This is a genomic window from Janthinobacterium sp. SUN073, from assembly GCF_030397665.1.
GTDB lineage: Bacteria > Pseudomonadota > Gammaproteobacteria > Burkholderiales > Burkholderiaceae_D > Janthinobacterium.
The window spans coordinates 22,660-38,995 of record NZ_JAPUBT010000001.1; the positions used below are offsets into that span (position 1 = coordinate 22,660).

Annotated in this window: 16 protein-coding genes; 8 read left to right on the forward strand and 8 right to left on the reverse strand. The window is 61.7% G+C overall.

The annotated features are described in order from the left end of the window. Positions 1-3: 3 nt before the first annotated feature. From plsX to O0882_RS00150, 3 genes are all read right to left on the reverse strand, one after another. Entirely contained in the window at positions 4-1,071 is a 1,068-nt protein-coding gene (plsX, locus tag O0882_RS00140; protein WP_099763130.1) for a phosphate acyltransferase PlsX, read from the reverse strand. A gap of 210 nt (positions 1,072-1,281) precedes the next feature. After that, the gene (rpmF, locus tag O0882_RS00145; protein WP_010399517.1) at positions 1,282-1,464 is read right to left on the reverse strand and encodes a 50S ribosomal protein L32; all 183 of its coding nucleotides are present in this window, start codon (positions 1,462-1,464) and stop codon (positions 1,282-1,284) included. Positions 1,465-1,666: 202 nt separating this feature from the next. Further along, a complete protein-coding gene (locus tag O0882_RS00150) occupies positions 1,667-2,164 on the reverse strand; it encodes a YceD family protein (RefSeq protein ID WP_071076474.1) in 498 nt (165 codons plus the stop codon). A gap of 222 nt (positions 2,165-2,386) precedes the next feature. Between O0882_RS00150 and O0882_RS00155 the strand changes: the two genes are divergently transcribed. Together O0882_RS00155 and O0882_RS00160 are read left to right on the forward strand one after the other, a co-directional pair. Continuing rightward, positions 2,387-2,995, forward strand: a complete 609-nt coding sequence (locus O0882_RS00155; protein ID WP_289944307.1) for a Maf-like protein — start codon at positions 2,387-2,389, stop codon at positions 2,993-2,995. A 91-nt stretch (positions 2,996-3,086) separates the two neighbouring features. Further along, on the forward strand, positions 3,087-3,836 hold the full coding sequence (locus tag O0882_RS00160; protein WP_289944309.1) for an SAM-dependent methyltransferase: 750 nt from the start codon (positions 3,087-3,089) through the stop codon (positions 3,834-3,836). A gap of 181 nt (positions 3,837-4,017) precedes the next feature. Here O0882_RS00160 and rlmJ read toward each other — a convergent pair whose 3' ends face one another. Next, positions 4,018-4,935 (reverse strand): 23S rRNA (adenine(2030)-N(6))-methyltransferase RlmJ, encoded by a 918-nt coding sequence (rlmJ, locus tag O0882_RS00165; protein ID WP_071076471.1) that lies wholly within the window; start codon positions 4,933-4,935, stop codon positions 4,018-4,020. A gap of 279 nt (positions 4,936-5,214) precedes the next feature. On the opposite strand from rlmJ, the gene O0882_RS00170 reads away from it, so the two are divergent. Continuing rightward, on the forward strand, positions 5,215-5,643 hold the full coding sequence (locus tag O0882_RS00170; protein ID WP_289944313.1) for a thioredoxin family protein: 429 nt from the start codon (positions 5,215-5,217) through the stop codon (positions 5,641-5,643). Positions 5,644-5,649: 6 nt separating this feature from the next. Here the strand turns inward: O0882_RS00170 and O0882_RS00175 are convergent, their stop codons facing one another. Continuing rightward, complete coding sequence (locus O0882_RS00175; RefSeq protein WP_289944314.1) at positions 5,650-7,923, reverse strand: xanthine dehydrogenase family protein molybdopterin-binding subunit; 2,274 nt, start codon at positions 7,921-7,923, stop codon at positions 5,650-5,652. Positions 7,924-7,933: 10 nt separating this feature from the next. After that, the gene (locus tag O0882_RS00180) at positions 7,934-11,071 is read right to left on the reverse strand and encodes an EAL domain-containing protein (protein ID WP_289944315.1); all 3,138 of its coding nucleotides are present in this window, start codon (positions 11,069-11,071) and stop codon (positions 7,934-7,936) included. Between the two features lie 260 nt (positions 11,072-11,331). Here O0882_RS00180 and O0882_RS00185 point away from each other — a divergent pair, with 260 nt between their 5' ends. Beyond that, positions 11,332-11,838 (forward strand): DUF1993 domain-containing protein, encoded by a 507-nt coding sequence (locus tag O0882_RS00185; RefSeq protein ID WP_034779265.1) that lies wholly within the window; start codon positions 11,332-11,334, stop codon positions 11,836-11,838. A 105-nt stretch (positions 11,839-11,943) separates the two neighbouring features. On the opposite strand, the gene O0882_RS00190 is transcribed toward O0882_RS00185, so the two are convergent. Continuing rightward, the gene (locus tag O0882_RS00190) at positions 11,944-12,138 is read right to left on the reverse strand and encodes a DUF1289 domain-containing protein (RefSeq protein WP_070255368.1); all 195 of its coding nucleotides are present in this window, start codon (positions 12,136-12,138) and stop codon (positions 11,944-11,946) included. Further along, complete coding sequence (locus O0882_RS00195) at positions 12,138-12,710, reverse strand: DUF1415 domain-containing protein (protein WP_289946753.1); 573 nt, start codon at positions 12,708-12,710, stop codon at positions 12,138-12,140. Before O0882_RS00195 ends, O0882_RS00190 begins: the two co-directional genes overlap by 1 nt. A 339-nt stretch (positions 12,711-13,049) precedes the next feature. On the opposite strand from O0882_RS00195, the gene O0882_RS00200 reads away from it, so the two are divergent. The 4 genes from O0882_RS00200 (at position 13,050) to O0882_RS00215 (ending at position 16,227) form a co-directional block, all read left to right on the forward strand. Further along, complete coding sequence (locus tag O0882_RS00200; RefSeq protein ID WP_289944317.1) at positions 13,050-14,465, forward strand: transglycosylase SLT domain-containing protein; 1,416 nt, start codon at positions 13,050-13,052, stop codon at positions 14,463-14,465. Positions 14,466-14,560: 95 nt separating this feature from the next. Then, on the forward strand, positions 14,561-15,349 hold the full coding sequence (gene fabI / locus O0882_RS00205; protein ID WP_289944319.1) for an enoyl-ACP reductase FabI: 789 nt from the start codon (positions 14,561-14,563) through the stop codon (positions 15,347-15,349). A gap of 72 nt (positions 15,350-15,421) precedes the next feature. Then, on the forward strand, positions 15,422-15,700 hold the full coding sequence (locus tag O0882_RS00210; RefSeq protein WP_289944321.1) for a hypothetical protein: 279 nt from the start codon (positions 15,422-15,424) through the stop codon (positions 15,698-15,700). Positions 15,701-15,705: 5 nt separating this feature from the next. Continuing rightward, complete coding sequence (locus O0882_RS00215) at positions 15,706-16,227, forward strand: AlpA family phage regulatory protein (protein ID WP_289944323.1); 522 nt, start codon at positions 15,706-15,708, stop codon at positions 16,225-16,227. Positions 16,228-16,336: the final 109 nt, after the last annotated feature.

Here is a 16,336-nt window from a genome sequence, read left to right on the forward strand (position 1 = left end):
CCACTAAATGGTAGAGCTTGTTGAAGTAGGTTCGTCCGGTACTGGCGTGCGCGGCATCAGCTCGGCGATCAGGCTGGCCAGCTGTGCTTGCACGTCATTTTTTGCCGCGTCAAAGGCGCGGCGCAAGGCCCATTCAAACGAATAGGCATCGGCGCTGCCATGGCTCTTGAAGACGAGGCCACGCAAGCCCAGCAGGCTGGCGCCGTTGTAACGCGATGGATTCAGGCGGTTGCCGATGGCTTTCAGGGCGCCGCGGGCGATCAGCGCTCCCAGCATGGTGATCGGGTTGCGCTTGAATTCGGTGGTGAGCACATCCTTCATGAGGCGCGCCAGACCTTCGATGGCTTTCAGGGTGACATTGCCGACAAAACCGTCGCAGACGACGATATCGGTCGTGCCCTTGAAGATATCGTTGCCTTCCACGTTGCCGTAGAAGTTCAGCGCGCCACGCTCGTGGTCGGCCTGCAACAGCTTCGAGGTGAGTTTCACCACTTCATTGCCCTTGATATCTTCCGTACCCACGTTCAGCAAGCCGATCGTCGGGCGTGCTATGCCTTCCATGGCGGACACCAGCACGGAACCCATGATGGCGAACTGGTGCAAGTGATGCGGCTCGCAATCGACGTTGGCACCCAGGTCCAGCATGTAGGTCGGGCCGTTCTTTTGATTCGGCAAGATGCTGCAGATGGCCGGGCGGTCGACGCCGGACATGGTTTTCAAGACATAGCGCGACACGGCCATCAGGGCTGCCGTATTACCGGCGGAAACGGAGGCTTGCGCCGCGCCGCTCTTGACCTGTTCGATGGCCACGCGCATGGAGGAATCCTTCTTGCGGCGCAGGGCCACTTCCAGGGGATCGTCCATGGTAACTTGTTCGGAGGCATGCAATACCGACAGGCGCGGATGCGTGTCGGCTTTATGTTTTTTCAGTTCGGCACGGATCACGTCTTCCAATCCAACAAGGATCAGTTCGGCTTCAGGCTCATGTTTTACGAAGGAAATTGCTGCAGGGATAGTGACTGAGGGACCATGATCTCCGCCCATGCAGTCGATAGAAATTTTGATTGTCATTTGTGTTGATTCAATACCGCTGCGGGCGTGCGGCAAGATGTGAATCGGACTGGAGCATATGCAGGGCGCAGCATGTCATGCACAGACCTGGACAGCGTGATTCAAAATGACGGGTGCGCAAGATGAATTGCAGCCGATAAAAAAGAAGAAGCGGCGCCACGCCGAATAACCACGCAACACCGCTTTCATCTTACCCAACAAAAACGTCGATTACTCGTCGTTTTTGGTCTTCAACACTTTACGGCCACGATAGAAGCCGTTAGGGCTGATATGGTGACGCAGGTGTGTTTCGCCGGTAACTGGCTCGACGCTCAATTGCGGCGCGACCAGGAAGTCGTGCGAACGGTGCATGCCGCGCTTGGAAGGGGTTTTCTTGTTCTGTTGAACTGCCATGATGACTCCTAATACATAAGTTCTAAAATTTTAGCACAATCGATTGGCAAATACATGCGAATCGAGTATCCCAGCGGCAAAGACTACCCGAAAATAGTCCGGACCGACATCGTTTATTACAATTACATTTCACTACACTTGCCATACTCGATTACTACACGCGTTTGACACGTTCTTTGATGGGGAAAACCCCTTTACCGCTTTATTCTGGCTTCAAGTCCTTCAGTGCCGCAAACGGCGACTGCTTTTCAGTCTTGAGAGCATCGAGCTGCGCCGTATCGGGGCAGACGTCGTGTTTGGGTACCTGCGGCAGGGCCAGCAAGGCTTCATCTTCGATCAGGGCCGCGGCATCCATGCTGCGACTGCCGACGATCACGTCGATCGATTCATCGTTGATGATTTCTTCGATCTCGTCCGCCTGCTCGTCATCCTTGCCCAGCATCAGAGTGGTCGTCGAATCAATTGCGTAAGCATACGGAGTCAGGCAGCGCTGGCAAACCAGCTGAACGGTGCCGTTGACCGACAAGGTCAGTTGCGGGTAGCCCAGTTTGCTGGTGCCGCCGACGATCTTCCAGGCGATGTCGCCGGAAGCATCTGCACAATCCTTGGTCAACCGGGTCATTTCAGCGACAGGAGTTACACCCTCGCGGCTCCCGCTGATACGACAAAAATCAAAGGCGTCGATCACAAAAGCATTCATTGGTAGAAAATTTCCCCGGAAAACCTGCGATAATAACAGGGTTTTGAGCACCGAGTCAAAGGCTAAGCATCTTTTTTGACGCAATCTTTGCCATAAACATGACAACTTCATCAACACCGTCATGCCGCATGGAGCCTCAGTTATGGGCTCCGCGCCCTGGAACCACGTGAAATTCCACTGACATCGACCAGCGCGGCCATGCCGGCCGCCATCCACTACCGAATGATACCAACTTCCGCCCCATTGCGCTTGATTCTTGCATCGAGTTCGACCTACCGCAAGGAATTGCTGCAACGCCTGCGCCTGCCTTTCGAGGTGGCCGTGCCCGATCTCGACGAAAGCCCCCTGCCAGGCGAAAGCCCCAGCGCCACGGCCCTGCGCCTGGCCCAGGCCAAGGCGCAGGCCGTGCTCGACCGCTACCCTGGCAGCCTCGTCATCGGCTCCGACCAGGTCGCCACTCTGGACGGCGCGCAGATCGGCAAGCCGGGCAACCATGACTACGCCCTGCAGCAGCTGCAAACCATGCGCGGGCGCCAGACCGTGTTCCATACGGCCCTGTGTCTGCTCGACGGTCGCCAGAATCCGCCCGTGGCGCAAGTGGAAGACATCCAGACCCGCGTCACCGTGCGCGATTTGCCCGATGCCGAGCTGGACGCCTACCTGCGCATCGAGCAACCATATGATTGCGCCGGCAGCGCCAAGAACGAGGGCCTGGGCATCGCCCTGCTCGAACGCATCGCCACCACCGACCCCACCGCCCTCACCGGCTTGCCGCTGATCGCCCTGACGGGCATGCTGCGCAAGGCGGGCGTGGCGTTTTTTAAAATTTAAAATACCCCTAACGGCAACATCTGGGGTCAGACCCGACGGGTCTGACCCCGGCAGTTTGACGTTGGGGTACTAACATGACTGACTAAAACCCATGACCGGCACCCTGTACCTGATCCCCAACCACCTCGGCCTGTCCGATGGCGCCATCGACCCGCTCTCCCACATCATTCCAGAGCAGGTGCGGCAGATCACCTCGCAGCTCGATTATTTCGTTGCGGAAAACGCCAAGACGGCGCGCGCCTTCCTGAAATTGATCGGCAACCAGCATCCGCTGGCCAAGCCGCTGCAGGAAATCACGATTTCCGAACTCAACGTCAATACCCCGGCGCAAGCGCTGGCCGGCTTGCTGGCGCCCTTGCTGGCGGGACGCGATGCGGGTCTCGTCTCGGAAGCGGGCGTGCCCGCCGTGGCCGACCCCGGCGCCGACCTCGTGCGCCTGGCGCATCAGCACGGCATTAAAGTGCGCCCGCTGGTGGGCCCGTCGTCGATCCTGCTGGCCGTGATGGCCAGCGGCTTGAATGGCCAGAGCTTTGCCTTCAACGGCTACCTGCCCACCGATGCGGCCCTGCGCGCCAAGCGCATCAAGGAACTGGAAAGCCGGTCACGCAATGAAAAGCAGACCCAGCTGTTTATCGAAACGCCGTACCGCAACGCCGCCATGCTCGAAGCGCTGGTGGCGCAATGCGCGCCTTCCACCCTGATCTGCGTCGCCACCGACCTGAGCCTGGACACGGAAAGCGTGCAAACGTGGAATGGCGCGCAGTGGAAGAAACAATTGGCCGCCGGCAAGGCCCCGGACTTCCACAAGAAACCGACCGTGTTCTTGTTGTTGGGACAGTAAACGACAAACGCCACGAACATATTTGTCGTGGCGTTTACTTTGCTCAACTACGATAGTTACGACACCTGACAAAACCGTAGCGAGCGGAAGGGAGAGGTGGCTAAGAAGCGCAACCGTACTTTAGTACGGTGAGCATCGCAGGCCGCCTATACCGACGCGCAGTAGGTTTGGTCAGGGGTCCTCAGACTCGGCGGGTACCCGTGTTTTTCTGTCCGCCCTTGCCCGTTTCCAATACGAACTTCGCGCCATCGTCGCGCCCCAGCACCTTGACCAGGTACGGCATGACTTCGCGCAACATCGGCTCCAGCGTGTACGGCGGGTTCAAAATGAACATGCCGCTGCTGTGCAAGCCGAAGCCGTCCGGCGACGGCGTGTTGACCGTCAGGGTCACGTGCAGCCAGTCCGAGCTGGGCAGTTGTTTGAGCTTGTCGGCGAACTGGCGCGATTCCATGCGCTGCAGCACCGGGTACCAGACGGCGTAGATGCCCGACGGAAAGCGCACGAGGGCGTCGGCCAGCGTGTCCTTGACCTTGCGGTAATCCATCTTGTCTTCATATGGCGGGTCGATCAGCACCAGCGCGCGGCGCGATGGCGGCGGCAGCAGAGCTTTCAGGCTCTGGAAGCCGTCGGCCTTGGTGATGAGCACGCGCTTGCCGCGCACGGTCGGACGCTCGCCCTGGGCCAGCGCATGCGCCTCGACCTTGCGGAAGTTATCAGCCAGAATTTTTGCATCGGCAGGATGCAGCTCGAACAGGCGCAGACGGTCTTGCTCGCGGCTCACCTTGTCGGCGCAGTACGGCGAACCCGGGTAGTAGCGCATCTTGCCGCTCGGATTCATTTCCTTGATCAACTTCATGTACTCGGCCAGCGAGGCCGGCAAGTCCGTGCGGTCCCACAGGGGCGCGATGCCCGTTTCGTATTCCGCGTTTTTCGCGGCATAACCACCGTCGAGCGCATACACGCCCGCGCCGGAGTGGGTATCGATATAACTATAGGCGGTATCTTTTTGATTCAGATATTGCAACAACTGAATCTGCACATAATGCTTCAACACATCGGCGTGATTACCCGCGTGAAAGGCGTGGCGGTAACTCAACATAAGCTGGCTAATTCCATAATAAAAATAAACAAAGGCGGGAGCGCTGACACCGGGCAGGGCATGAAAACAGACTGGAGGGGGTCAGGCTGCGGGGCCAGGAAACAGCATGGACCAGCGTAATCAGCGCGCAATTATCAGCATTATCCACCAGAAAGGGGGATCGCATCAAAAAACACCGATAAACAAGCTCATGCATTCTCAGGACCGCGGGAGCCGGGCGCGGTAGAATACGCGCATCGGGCGCCACGCGCCCATCCGCCCCACTATATAGATACGAGCATGCACAGCCTGACCCTCACGACCGATAACCGCGCCGACGTCGCGGCAGCCCTGGCCGGCCCGCACTGGACCGTGGCCTGCCTGTGCGCGCTGTGGTGCGGCACCTGCGGCAGCTACCGCGCCACGTTCGAGGAACTGGCCGCGCGCCACCCGGACACCGTCTTCGTCTGGATCGACATCGAAGACCAGGCCGACGTGGTGGGCGACCTCGACATCGACAACTTCCCCACGCTGTTGATACAGCGCGAGGACCATGTCGCCTTCTTCGGCACGGTGCTGCCCGACGGCGGCCTGGCGCACCGCATGGTGCAGGCGCAGCAGGCGCTCAGCGGGGACGAACTGGCGGCACTGGCCAGCAGCACGCAGGAGCGGCGCGACTGGCAGCGCGACTGCAATCTGCGCAACATGCTGGCCGCCACCCTGGCCTGAGCCACCTCAAGCGAGGCGCAGCGGCAGGCTGCGCAGCCGTTTTCCCGTCAAACTGAACACGGCGTTGGCCACGGCCGGCGCAATCGGCGGCGTACCGGGCTCACCCACGCCTTCAGGGTGTTCCGCGCTGGCGATGATGATGGTTTCCACCTCGGGCGTCTGGCCCATGCGCAACACGGGATAGTCGTGGAAATTGCTCTGCTCGACTTTGCCATCCTTGAAGGTGATCTCGCCGCCCAGCGCCGCCGACAGGCCGAACAGCACGGCCGACTCCATCTGCTGGGCAATGATGTTCGGATTGACGGCGATGCCACAATCGATGGCGCACACCACGCGCTGCACGCGGATCTCGCCGTTTTCCACGGAGACCTGCGCCACTTGCGCGACGATACTGCCGAACGACTGGTGCAAGGCCACGCCGTGCGCATGGCCGGGCGGAGGACTGCCCGCCCTGGCGACTGCCGCATCGAGCACGGCCAGGTGGCGCGGATGTTTCAATAGCATGGCGCGGCGGAAAGCGATGCCGTCCTGCCCGGCCGCATGCGCCAGCTCATCGATAAAACTTTCCTTGAAGAAGGCATTGTGCGAATGCCCCACGGAGCGCCAGTAGCCGATGGGAACGGGGCTGTCGGCGATCACGTGGGCGATGCGCTGGTTGGCGATTTCATACGGCATGTCGAATTCGCCTTCGGCCGTGGTCTTGTCCGGCCCCGCGCCAGGCAAGCCGAAGTTGCGCTGCAAAAACTGATGCGTGATGGAACCACTGACGGATTTATTATCCCAGGATGCGATGCGGCCGTGCTCGTCGAGGCGTGCCGCAAAGCGGGCCAGCGCGGCGGGACGGTACATATCGTGCTGCGTGTCCTGCTCGCGCGTCCACACCAGCTGCACCGGTGCGCCATCGCACTGCAGCGCGATGGCCACGGCTTGCGCGACCATATCCACTTCCAGGCGGCGGCCGAAACCGCCACCGAGCAGCAGCACCTCGATCGTCACATCCTTCGCGTCGACGCCAGCCACTTTCGCCGCCACGTCGACGGCGATGCCGGGTGCCTGCGTCGAGACCCACAGCATCACCTTGCCATTTTTCACCTGCGCGGTGCAGTTGACGGGTTCCATGGCGGCGTGCGCGAGGAACGGCGCGCGGTACTCGGCGGTAACCTGCCGCAAACCCTGCGCGACCGTGCCTTCGACCTCGCCGCTGGAATAATAGGTAAAACCCGCGTCGCCATCGAGCAGGCGGGAGAATTCGGCAAAGACGCTCTCGCTGGACAAACCTGCCTGCGGCCCCGCCGTCCACTGCACGGCCAGCGCCGCGGCCGCCGTCTTCGCGCGCCAGTACGTGTCGGCCACCACGGCCACGCAGGACACGCCGCGCTTGCCCAGTACCGGCGTCAGGTCCGCCACCTTTTTCACGCCAGGCATGGCCAGGATGGGCGCCGCATCGAACGACCCCAGGGTCTCGCCCAGGCGCGGCGGCAGCTGCAGGGCCGCGTACAGCATGCCGGGCGGGCGCGCATCGATGCCGAAGCGCGCGCTGCCATTGACTTTCGACGGCGTGTCGCGGCGCGGCGCCGGCTGGCCGATCAGCTTGAAATCCTTGGGCAGTTTCAGCACGGGCGTGCCCGGATCGATGGCGGCGGCGCGCTGCGCCAGGCTGGCGTAGCTGGCGCGCCGGCCATCCGGGTGCAGCACGTCACCCTCCTGCGTGCGGCATTGCGCGGCCGGCACCTGCCACTGCGCGGCGGCGGCGGCCACCAGCATGGCGCGCGCGGACGCCCCCGCCTCGCGCATGGGCCCCCAGCCATCCTTCACGCTGGACGAGCCGCCCGTGACGATCACGCCCAGTTCGCGCGCCGCCTTGGCCACCGTCCATTGCGCCAGCGCCTTGACGCGGCCATGGTCGTCAGGGTGGAACGGCAGGCTATCCTTGAGCATGGCCACATTGCCGAAGATTTTATCCATCGGCGCCTGGATCAATTTGACGCTGGCCAGGGGTACGTCGAGCTCCTCGGCCACCAGCATCGGCAAGGCCGTATGCACGCCCTGCCCCATCTCGCTGCGCGGCATGGCCAGGAGGACACTGCCGTCGGCTTGAATAGCCAGCCAACCGTTCAGCGCCACGGCGCCATCCTGGAGCGGCAGCGGCACGCTGCCGTGCAGGCGCTGGCGCGGCGGCAGCACGCCCCAGCCCAGCACCAGGGCGCCCACGCCGGCCACGCCGAGGCCAAGGCCACCGAGCAGGAAACGGCGACGCGACGTGTTTTTTTCTCCGGCCATGGGATACCCTTTAATTAGTTAGTGGACGATCCAGCGGGTCGAGCCAGCGCTCCAGCATATCCTGCGCCAGCACCGGGCGGCTATAAAAATAACCTTGCGCCAGCTTGCAGCCATGGCGCAGCAGGAAAGCGGCCTGCTCTTCCGTCTCCACGCCCTCGGCGATCACCGACAAGTGCATGCTCTTGCCCAGCTGGATGATGGCAATCGCGATCGCTTCATCATTGACGTCCGTCGAGATATCCTTGATGAAGGAGCGGTCGATCTTCAAGGTCTGCACGGGCAGCTGCTTCAGGTAGGCAAGCGAGGAGTAACCGGTGCCGAAGTCGTCGATGGCCAGCCCCACGCCGATGGCGTGCAGATCGTTGATGAAACCGAGCGCGTCGCCCGTGTTCATGATGACCGATTCCGTCACTTCCAGCTGCAGGCGCTGCGGCTCCAGGCCCGTTTCCTTCAAAATATCGGCCACCATGCCGGCGATGCTGCCCCGCTCGAACTGTTTCACGGACAGGTTGACGGCCATCTTCGGTACGCGCAAGCCCTGCGCCTGCCAGCGCATCATCTGGCGGCACGCTTCGTCGAGCACCCATTTGCCCAGCTGGTTGATGAAACCGCTGTCCTCGGCCAGCGGGATGAAGCGCACTGGCGGCACCAGGCCCAGTTCCGGGTGGTTCCAGCGCACCAGCGCCTCGACGCCGACCAGGCGGCCCGTGTCGATTTCCACCTGCGGCTGGTAATTCAGGAACATCTCGTTCTTTTCCAGCGAGCGGCGCAGGAAGGTTTCCAGGCGCAGGCGCTCGACACCTTCGCCCGTCATCGACGGCGCATAGAAGCGGTAGCCGTTGCGCCCGCGCGCCTTGGCCTGGTACATGGCCACGTCGGCATTGCGGATCAGCATGTTCAAGTCCAGCGCGTCATCCGGATACAGGCTGATGCCCACGCTGCACGTGACGAACAATTCATGGTCGGCCACCGTAAACGGCTGCTCGAACATGGTCATCAGCTTCTCCGCCACCTGCGTGGCGCCGTACTCGCCATCGACGCGCTCGAGCAGCACGATGAATTCGTCGCCGCCCAGGCGCGCCAGGGTGTCGCCCTCGCGCAGGCGGGCCGCCAGCTGGCTGGCCACCTTTTGCAGCAATTCATCGCCGATATGGTGGCCCAGCGTATCGTTGACATTCTTGAAGCGGTCCAGGTCGATGAACAGGATGGCCAGCTGCTCCTGGTCGCGCGCGGCGCGCAGCAGGGCGTGCTGCAGGCGGTCGTGGAACAGCAGGCGGTTCGGCAGCGCCGTCAGCGGATCGTGGTGCGCCATGTGGTCGAGCTTTTCCTGCGATTCCTTGAGCAGGGTGATATCGCTGAACACGCCCACATAATGCGTGGTGACGCCATGCGTGTCGCGCACGGCGCTGATGGTCAGCCACTCCAGGTAGATGTCGCCGTTCTTTCGCTGGTGCCAGATCTCGCCGCGCCAGAAACCGCTGGCCTTCAGCTCGTGCCACATGGCGTCGTAAAACGCCGCGTCGTGGCGCTGCGAACGCGTCAGCGACGAGTGCCGTCCCAGCGCCTCGGCTTCATGGTAACCCGTAATCTGCGTGAAGGCCGGGTTGACGGCGACGATGATGCCGGCGGGATCGACCACCATCACGCCATCGGCGATATGTTCCAGCACGGTGGCCGACAGGCGCAGCTTTTCCTCGGCTTCCTTGCGCGAGGTGATGTCGGCATACACCCAGATGCTGCCGTCGTTGGGGTGCAGCGGATCGAGCGCGCAACCGCTGACCAGGGCCCAGAACTGGCTGCCGTCCTGGCGCAGGTAGTGGCGCTCCTCGCTGAAGTCGCCGCCAGCCGCCAGGGCCGGATACTGGCGCTCGCCCGCCGCCTCGAACTCGAAGTGCGAGGGGAAGACGATGGCGGTCGAACAGCCCGTCATTTCGCCGTGAGCGTAGCCGAACAGCTCCTCGCAGCGGCGGTTGACGGAAATGATGCGGCGGTGGCGCACGAACATCACGCCGAACATCACATTGTCGAGGATGGCGCTCTGCTCCGTCAGCAGCGCCTCGATGCGCATCTCGTGGTGCTTGCGCTGGCTGATGTCGGCAATGATGCCATCGACCCAGACGACGCCCTGCTCACCCGCCTGCGGCTGGCCATTCTCGGCTACCCAGCGCTCGATGCCGAAGGCGTCGATGATGCGGTATTCCAGCGCATACGGTCGCACCTCATGCACCGCCTGGCGCACGGCGCGGCGGTGCTCGCGGCGGTCTTCCGGGCAGATCAGGTCGGCCCAGGCGTGCGTGCTGCCGCGCATGAACTGGCGCGCCGAATAGCCGGCGATGTCTTCGATGGCATCGCTGACGAAATCGATGGGGCCATCGGGCCGGTAGCGGAAGACGGCGCCCGGCACTTGCGTGACGATGGTGCGGAAACGCTCTTCGCGCTGTCCCACATCCTCGAACAGCTGGCGGATGGCCGCGCGCATTTGCTCGAGCTGGGCCGTCAGGCGACCCAGCTCGTCATTGCTGTGCGAGGCCAGCGGCGTGTCAAAATCGCCGTGCGACAGGCGGTCGGAAAAGCGCGTCAGGCGGCGCAGGGGTTTCAACAGGCGGCGGTTCAGGAACAGCACGATCAGCGCCATCGACACGGCCAGCTGTGCGCCCAACACGAAAATATACGATCTCTGCTTTTCGCGCAGCTCCTGCTGGCTGCGCGCATCGTCCATCTCGACGACGACGTGGCCGATGCGCTCGCCGCGCACGAGAATGTCGCGCTCGGCGCGGTACAGATTGCCCACGGGCCGCTGCGGCGCCTGCAGGCGGATGAATTCCGTGTCGCCCTGCCCCAGCACCTTCACCAGCAGCACGGCGCGGTCGCGCATCACCGACTCGACCAGCGAATGGGCCGATTCCGCATTCATGTTCCACAGCGATTCCTGCATGCCCAGCGCCAGGATGTCGGCATTGCGCTGCAAGGCTTCGTTCAGGCTGGTGCGCGCCGACTGGCGTTCATGCACGCCGACCAGCAGATAGCTGCCGAAGATGGCGGGCACGACCAGGCCGCCAAACACCACCAGCAGCAAGGCGCCATAGATCGACGAGCCGTACAGCACACGCAGGCTGGCGCGCAGGCGCTGATAGGGCGAATTAAACATGCGGCAACAGGGCAACAGGGATCAGGCAGGCGGTCATGGAACTTTACAGGGGATCCGGGTGATAAGGCGGGAAGAAACTTTTTCAAGAGCAATTATGCATGGAAAAAGCGGGGGAAGTCACCAATAAACACGCGCCAACGGCAACCTCATGCCATATACACTGGGCTGAAAAACCACACGCGGACCGGCGCGCCGGGCCAGCGCCAGCAGAAAAACGCGCAGCTTGCTATCATCGCGCCACTTTACCTCGAGGAACCATCATGACCTTCTCCATCTACTCCGCTTCCATCCCCGTCTTTAAACAGATCCTGGGCAGCCTGGCCGCCATCCTGGACAAGGCGGAAACGCACGCACAAGACAAGAAAATCGACCCGAACGCCCTGCTGCAATTCCGTTTGTTCCCGGACATGCTGCCCTTCGTGCGCCAGATCCAGATCGCCACCGACTTCGCCAAGGGCTGCGGCGCGCGCCTGGCCGGCGTGGCCGTGCCACCGTATGAAGACAGCGAACAGAGCTTTGCGGAACTGAAAGCGCGCATCGTGAAAACCATCGCCTTCCTGGAAAGCCTGCCGCAAGCGGACATCGACGGCAGCGAAACGCGCGCCATCACCACCGGCAGCGGCGAAAAGACCAAGCACTTCACGGGCCAGACGTATCTGTTCCACTACGCGCTGCCGCACTTCTTCTTCCACGCGACGACGGCGTACGACATCCTGCGCCACAATGGTATCGAAGTCGGCAAGAAGGATTTTATCGGTAGCTATTAATCGCTAGCGTCAACAGTACCGGGGTCAGATCCTCAATGCCGTCCACACAAAAGTCATCGCTGACATGTGAGGGGGTCTGACCCCAGCAGTTGCAGTTGGGTTAAATCAAGTATTCCGGCGCGGATACCCTTGAGAAAGAATCCGCACCCACACCACTTCCTTCTCTTCATCCGTCATCGACACCCAGTGGGCCACTTCCACCACGCTACGGCCGCAGCCACGGCAGATTTCGTCGAAGGTGGTCGAGCAGACCGCCACGCAGGGCGTATCGGGACGGGGCGGCAATTCCTTGTCAGCCATCAGGATACCTTCGGCAAGCCGAGCTTTTCCCAGCCTTCGGTGCCCAGCGCTTCCAGCGTGGCGATATTCTTGTCAAAGATGTCCGACGCTTCCGGGAACGCCTCGACGGCGCGCGCTATGCTGTCTTCGCGCAGCAGGTGCAAGGTCGGATAGGGCGAGCGGTTGGTGTAGTTGCTGATGTCGTCCTCGAACGTCTCGGCAAATTGGTAGTTCGGATGGAAGCTGGCCACTTGCAGTTCGCCAGCCAGGTGCATGTCTTCCACGGCCGCGTCGGCCACATCGAGAAACTCGTTGTAGTCGAGGAAATCGGTCAAGGTGTACGGATGAATCAGCAAGGTCGTGTCGATCTGCTCGGGGTCCGTGTCGGCCAGGGTTTGCAGCTCGTCCATCAGCATCGCCAGCAAATCTTCCGGATTGCCCGATTCGCACACCACATAGCGGATCTGCTTCTTGACGTGCACGGCCTTGGCGAACGGGCACAGGTTCAGGCCGATCACGGCCTTTTCCAGCCAGGCAACGGTATTGGCGATGATGACGGCGTTGTCGTCGTCGTGGCGCGGCGGGGTGTTCATATGCATGACTCTCTATCAATATGGCGGCCGGCAGCCCAATGGCCGGCCAAAGCCAAATTGTACGCACTCTTTGCGCAGTCTCATACTGAACGGCTGCCAGGCTTGCGCCATCGTCCTCGCCATGTATGCTATAACAGCGGCCGAATCACGCATCGGGCAAATTAAATTTGCAATAATGACAGCATCTACGAATGGAAACCCAGCCGTTTCCCACTTATTGCCGCGTATTTCCTGTCATCATGCTGACATAATTCTTGACTCCAGCATGTGGATATACGTACACTCGCAGCTTGATCATGGGTCTGTCCGATGTTTCTCCGACGACAACAATGGAACACTATGCACGAAAACTCCTTTAAATCTACCGTCCTGGCGGCGTTGGCCCTGGCGCTTGCGCCCGCCCTCAGCCAGGCGTACGAAGCCGGTGTTGAGAGCGATAACGCGCCAGTCGCCGCCGCCACCGCACCGGCCCTGATCCCGATGACCGCCCAGGTCACGGCGAAACTCCCCACCCTCGATAACCGCCTGCAAAAGACCGACCGTCTGCTGAAAAACCTCAGCGACAATTCCGATCCGCTGCGCGAAGCCGACGTCTGGGGCCGCATCCGCAGCGGCTATGCAATTCCCGATATCAACAACCAGCTGGTGGCCAACCACGTCAACTGGTACGCCACCCGCCCCGACTACATCGCCCGCACCACGGCGCGCGCCTCGCGCTACATCTTCCACGTGGTACAGGAACTGGAAAAGCGCGGCATGCCGACGGAGCTGGCCTTGCTGCCGTTCATCGAGTCCGCCTTCAACCCGCAGGCCTTCTCCAGCGCCAATGCGGCCGGCATGTGGCAATTCGTGCCTGCCACGGGACGCGATTTCAACCTCAAGCAAAACATGTTCAAGGACGAGCGCCGCGGTGTGCTGGCCTCGACCGACGCGGCCCTGACGTATCTGCAGCGCCTGTATGACATGTTTGGCGACTGGCAACTGGCACTGGCCGCCTACAACTGGGGCGAAGGCTCGGTGCAGCGCGCCATCAAGAAAAACCAGGCGCTGGGCAAACCGACCGACTTCGAAAGCCTGGCCGACCTGATGCCGGCCGAAACACGCAACTACGTACCCAAGCTGCAAGCGGTGAAAAACATCATCGCCAATCCGGCCCAGTTCGGCCTGACCCTGCCCGTGGTCGACAACCAGCCGTACTTCACGGCCATCGACAAGACCAGCGACATCGACATCACCGTCGCCGCACAGCTGGCCGAACTGTCGATGGATGAATTCAAGGCCCTGAATCCGCAATTTAACCGCCCCGTCATCATCGGCGGCGAAAAGACCAAGATTCTGTTGCCGCAAGAAAACGCCGCCAAGTTCACCACCAACCTGGCGCAATGGGGCCATGCCTTGTCGAGCTGGACCACGCACAAGATCACCAATGCGCGCGAACGCATCGAAACCCTGGCGTCGAAATTCGGCACCACGGCCGACGTGCTGCGCCAGGCCAACAACATTCCCCAACGCACCAGCCTGCGCGCCGGCTCCACCATCCTCGTGCCGAAGACTTCGGCCACGATGAACAAGGACATCACCCAGGAAATCGCCGACAGCGCCACCATGCTGCTGGAAGCGGACCGTCCGGAACGGGCCGCCAAGGCACTGCGCCGCGCCGCCAAGGGCGGCAAGGTGCAAGCCGCGCCAATTTCCCTGGTGAAACCGCGCATCCAGCGCGGCGGCGGCAACAGTCGCGCCAAGGCCCGTCACTGATCGTCTGATCTGTATAGCGCTACCTCGCCGGCCGCCACAGCTTTGCTGTCGCGGCCGGTTGCACATCCGCCCACCCCACCCAGACAGGAGTCGTCATGGCTTTCTTGCAAGGCAAAAAAATCCTCATCACGGGCCTGTTGTCGAACCGCTCCATCGCCTACGGCATCGCCAAGGCTTGCCACCGCGAAGGCGCGACCCTCGCCTTCACCTATGTGGGCGAGCGCTTCAAGGAACGCATCACGGAATTTGCGGCCGAATTCGGCAGCGAACTGGTCTTCGACTGCGACGTGTCCAGCGATGAACAGATCAGCGCCGTCTTCAGCGACCTGGCGCAGCATTGGGAACATTTGGACGGCCTGGTGCACGCCATCGGCTTTGCGCCGCGCGAGGCGATCGCCGGCGACTTTCTCGACGGCCTGTCGCGCGACAGCTTCCGCATCGCGCACGATATTTCCGCCTACAGTTTTCCTGCCATGGCCAAGGCCGCGCTACCCCTGCTGCATCCGGGCGCCTCGGTCCTGACCCTGACTTACCTGGGCGCCGTGCGCGCCGTACCCTATTACAACACCATGGGCCTGGCCAAGGCTTCGCTGGAAGCGTCCGTGCGCTACCTGGCCGAATCGCTGGGCCCGCGCGGCATCCGCGCCAACGGCATTTCCGCCGGCCCCATCAAGACCCTGGCCGCCACCGGCATCAAGGATTTCAGTAAACTGCTGGGCTTTGTGGCGGAACACGCCCCGCTGCGCCGCAACGTCACCATCGAGGAAGTCGGCAACACGGCCGCCTTCCTGCTGTCCGACCTCGCGTCGGGTATCACGGGCGAGATTACTTACGTCGATGGCGGCTTTTCGCAAGTGATGGCCGTCAATCCCGAAGTAGAGTAATGCAGTGATGGTCGATATTTCTCGGTTGTCACTTGACAACCGAGAAATGTTGACATACATTGGAGACATCACATGGCGCGCTCCTCGCATCCCAAGAAAGAAATCGAAGCGGCGCTGCGCCACGCGGAAAGCCAGGGCTGGAGAGTGGAAGTGGGTGGTAGCCATGCCTGGGGCAAGATCTATTGCCCGTACAACGATGCCGGCTGCCGCTGCGGCGAATTCTGCATCGCCTGCATCTGGAGCACGCCGAAAAACCCGGGCAACCACGCGCGGGCGATACGGCGGGTGGTCGATAATTGTACTGTCAATAAACTGATGCACGACTGCATGCAACGCAAATCCAAGGGGTAGCCATCATGGATTACATCTTCACCCTCAAATACCGCCTGCCCGACCATGAAACCGACCTCGATGCGCTGGCCGAGCGCCTGGGCAGTGGCGGCTGCGACGATGCCCTGGCTGGCATCGGGCAAGCGGGACGCCTGGCGCTGGAATTCACGCGCGAGGCCAGCAATGCCAACGAAGCGCTGCTGAGCGCCCTGGCCGATGTGAAAGCCATCGTGCCCGAGGCCGAGCTGGTCGAGGCCGCGCCCGACTTCGTGGGCCTGACCGACGTGGCGCAGGTACTGGGCCTGTCCCGGCAAAACCTGCACAAGTTGATGAACAAGCACCGCCACAGCTTCCCCGTGCCCGTGCATGAGGGCAGCGCCAGCATCTGGCATCTGGCCGACGTACTGGCATGGCTGCATGCCAAGGGAACATATCAACTGGAACCCGGCCTGGCCGAACTGGCGCAGGTCACCCGGCAAATCAACCTGGCCAGGGAAACGGCACAGGCACCCCAACTGCCCGCCGACATCGTGGCCATGCTCAATTAAATCAAGGAAAACTACGTATTTTTACTGATTTCACATAGGAAACATGTTCAAAACGTGGTAGGACTGTCGTTTCTTCCCATTTAGGCCGTGCAAAACGGCGGCAAATACG

What these genes read in the sequence shown, in the direction of transcription:
- O0882_RS00210 (WP_289944321.1), top strand. Translation starts at nt 15,422, where the DNA reads ATGGCGCGCTCCTCGCATCCCAAGAAAGAAATCGAAGCGGCGCTGCGC.
- O0882_RS00200 (WP_289944317.1), top strand. Translation starts at nt 13,050, where the DNA reads ATGCACGAAAACTCCTTTAAATCTACCGTCCTGGCGGCGTTGGCCCTG.
- rpmF (WP_010399517.1), bottom strand. Translation starts at nt 1,464, where the DNA reads ATGGCAGTTCAACAGAACAAGAAAACCCCTTCCAAGCGCGGCATGCAC.
- O0882_RS00180 (WP_289944315.1), bottom strand. Translation starts at nt 11,071, where the DNA reads ATGTTTAATTCGCCCTATCAGCGCCTGCGCGCCAGCCTGCGTGTGCTG.
- O0882_RS00160 (WP_289944309.1), top strand. Translation starts at nt 3,087, where the DNA reads ATGACCGGCACCCTGTACCTGATCCCCAACCACCTCGGCCTGTCCGAT.
- O0882_RS00195 (WP_289946753.1), bottom strand. Translation starts at nt 12,710, where the DNA reads ATGAACACCCCGCCGCGCCACGACGACGACAACGCCGTCATCATCGCC.
- O0882_RS00185 (WP_034779265.1), top strand. Translation starts at nt 11,332, where the DNA reads ATGACCTTCTCCATCTACTCCGCTTCCATCCCCGTCTTTAAACAGATC.
- O0882_RS00190 (WP_070255368.1), bottom strand. Translation starts at nt 12,138, where the DNA reads ATGGCTGACAAGGAATTGCCGCCCCGTCCCGATACGCCCTGCGTGGCG.
- plsX (WP_099763130.1), bottom strand. Translation starts at nt 1,071, where the DNA reads ATGACAATCAAAATTTCTATCGACTGCATGGGCGGAGATCATGGTCCC.
- rlmJ (WP_071076471.1), bottom strand. Translation starts at nt 4,935, where the DNA reads ATGTTGAGTTACCGCCACGCCTTTCACGCGGGTAATCACGCCGATGTG.
- O0882_RS00175 (WP_289944314.1), bottom strand. Translation starts at nt 7,923, where the DNA reads ATGGCCGGAGAAAAAAACACGTCGCGTCGCCGTTTCCTGCTCGGTGGC.
- O0882_RS00215 (WP_289944323.1), top strand. Translation starts at nt 15,706, where the DNA reads ATGGATTACATCTTCACCCTCAAATACCGCCTGCCCGACCATGAAACC.
- O0882_RS00150 (WP_071076474.1), bottom strand. Translation starts at nt 2,164, where the DNA reads ATGAATGCTTTTGTGATCGACGCCTTTGATTTTTGTCGTATCAGCGGG.
- O0882_RS00155 (WP_289944307.1), top strand. Translation starts at nt 2,387, where the DNA reads ATGATACCAACTTCCGCCCCATTGCGCTTGATTCTTGCATCGAGTTCG.
- fabI (WP_289944319.1), top strand. Translation starts at nt 14,561, where the DNA reads ATGGCTTTCTTGCAAGGCAAAAAAATCCTCATCACGGGCCTGTTGTCG.
- O0882_RS00170 (WP_289944313.1), top strand. Translation starts at nt 5,215, where the DNA reads ATGCACAGCCTGACCCTCACGACCGATAACCGCGCCGACGTCGCGGCA.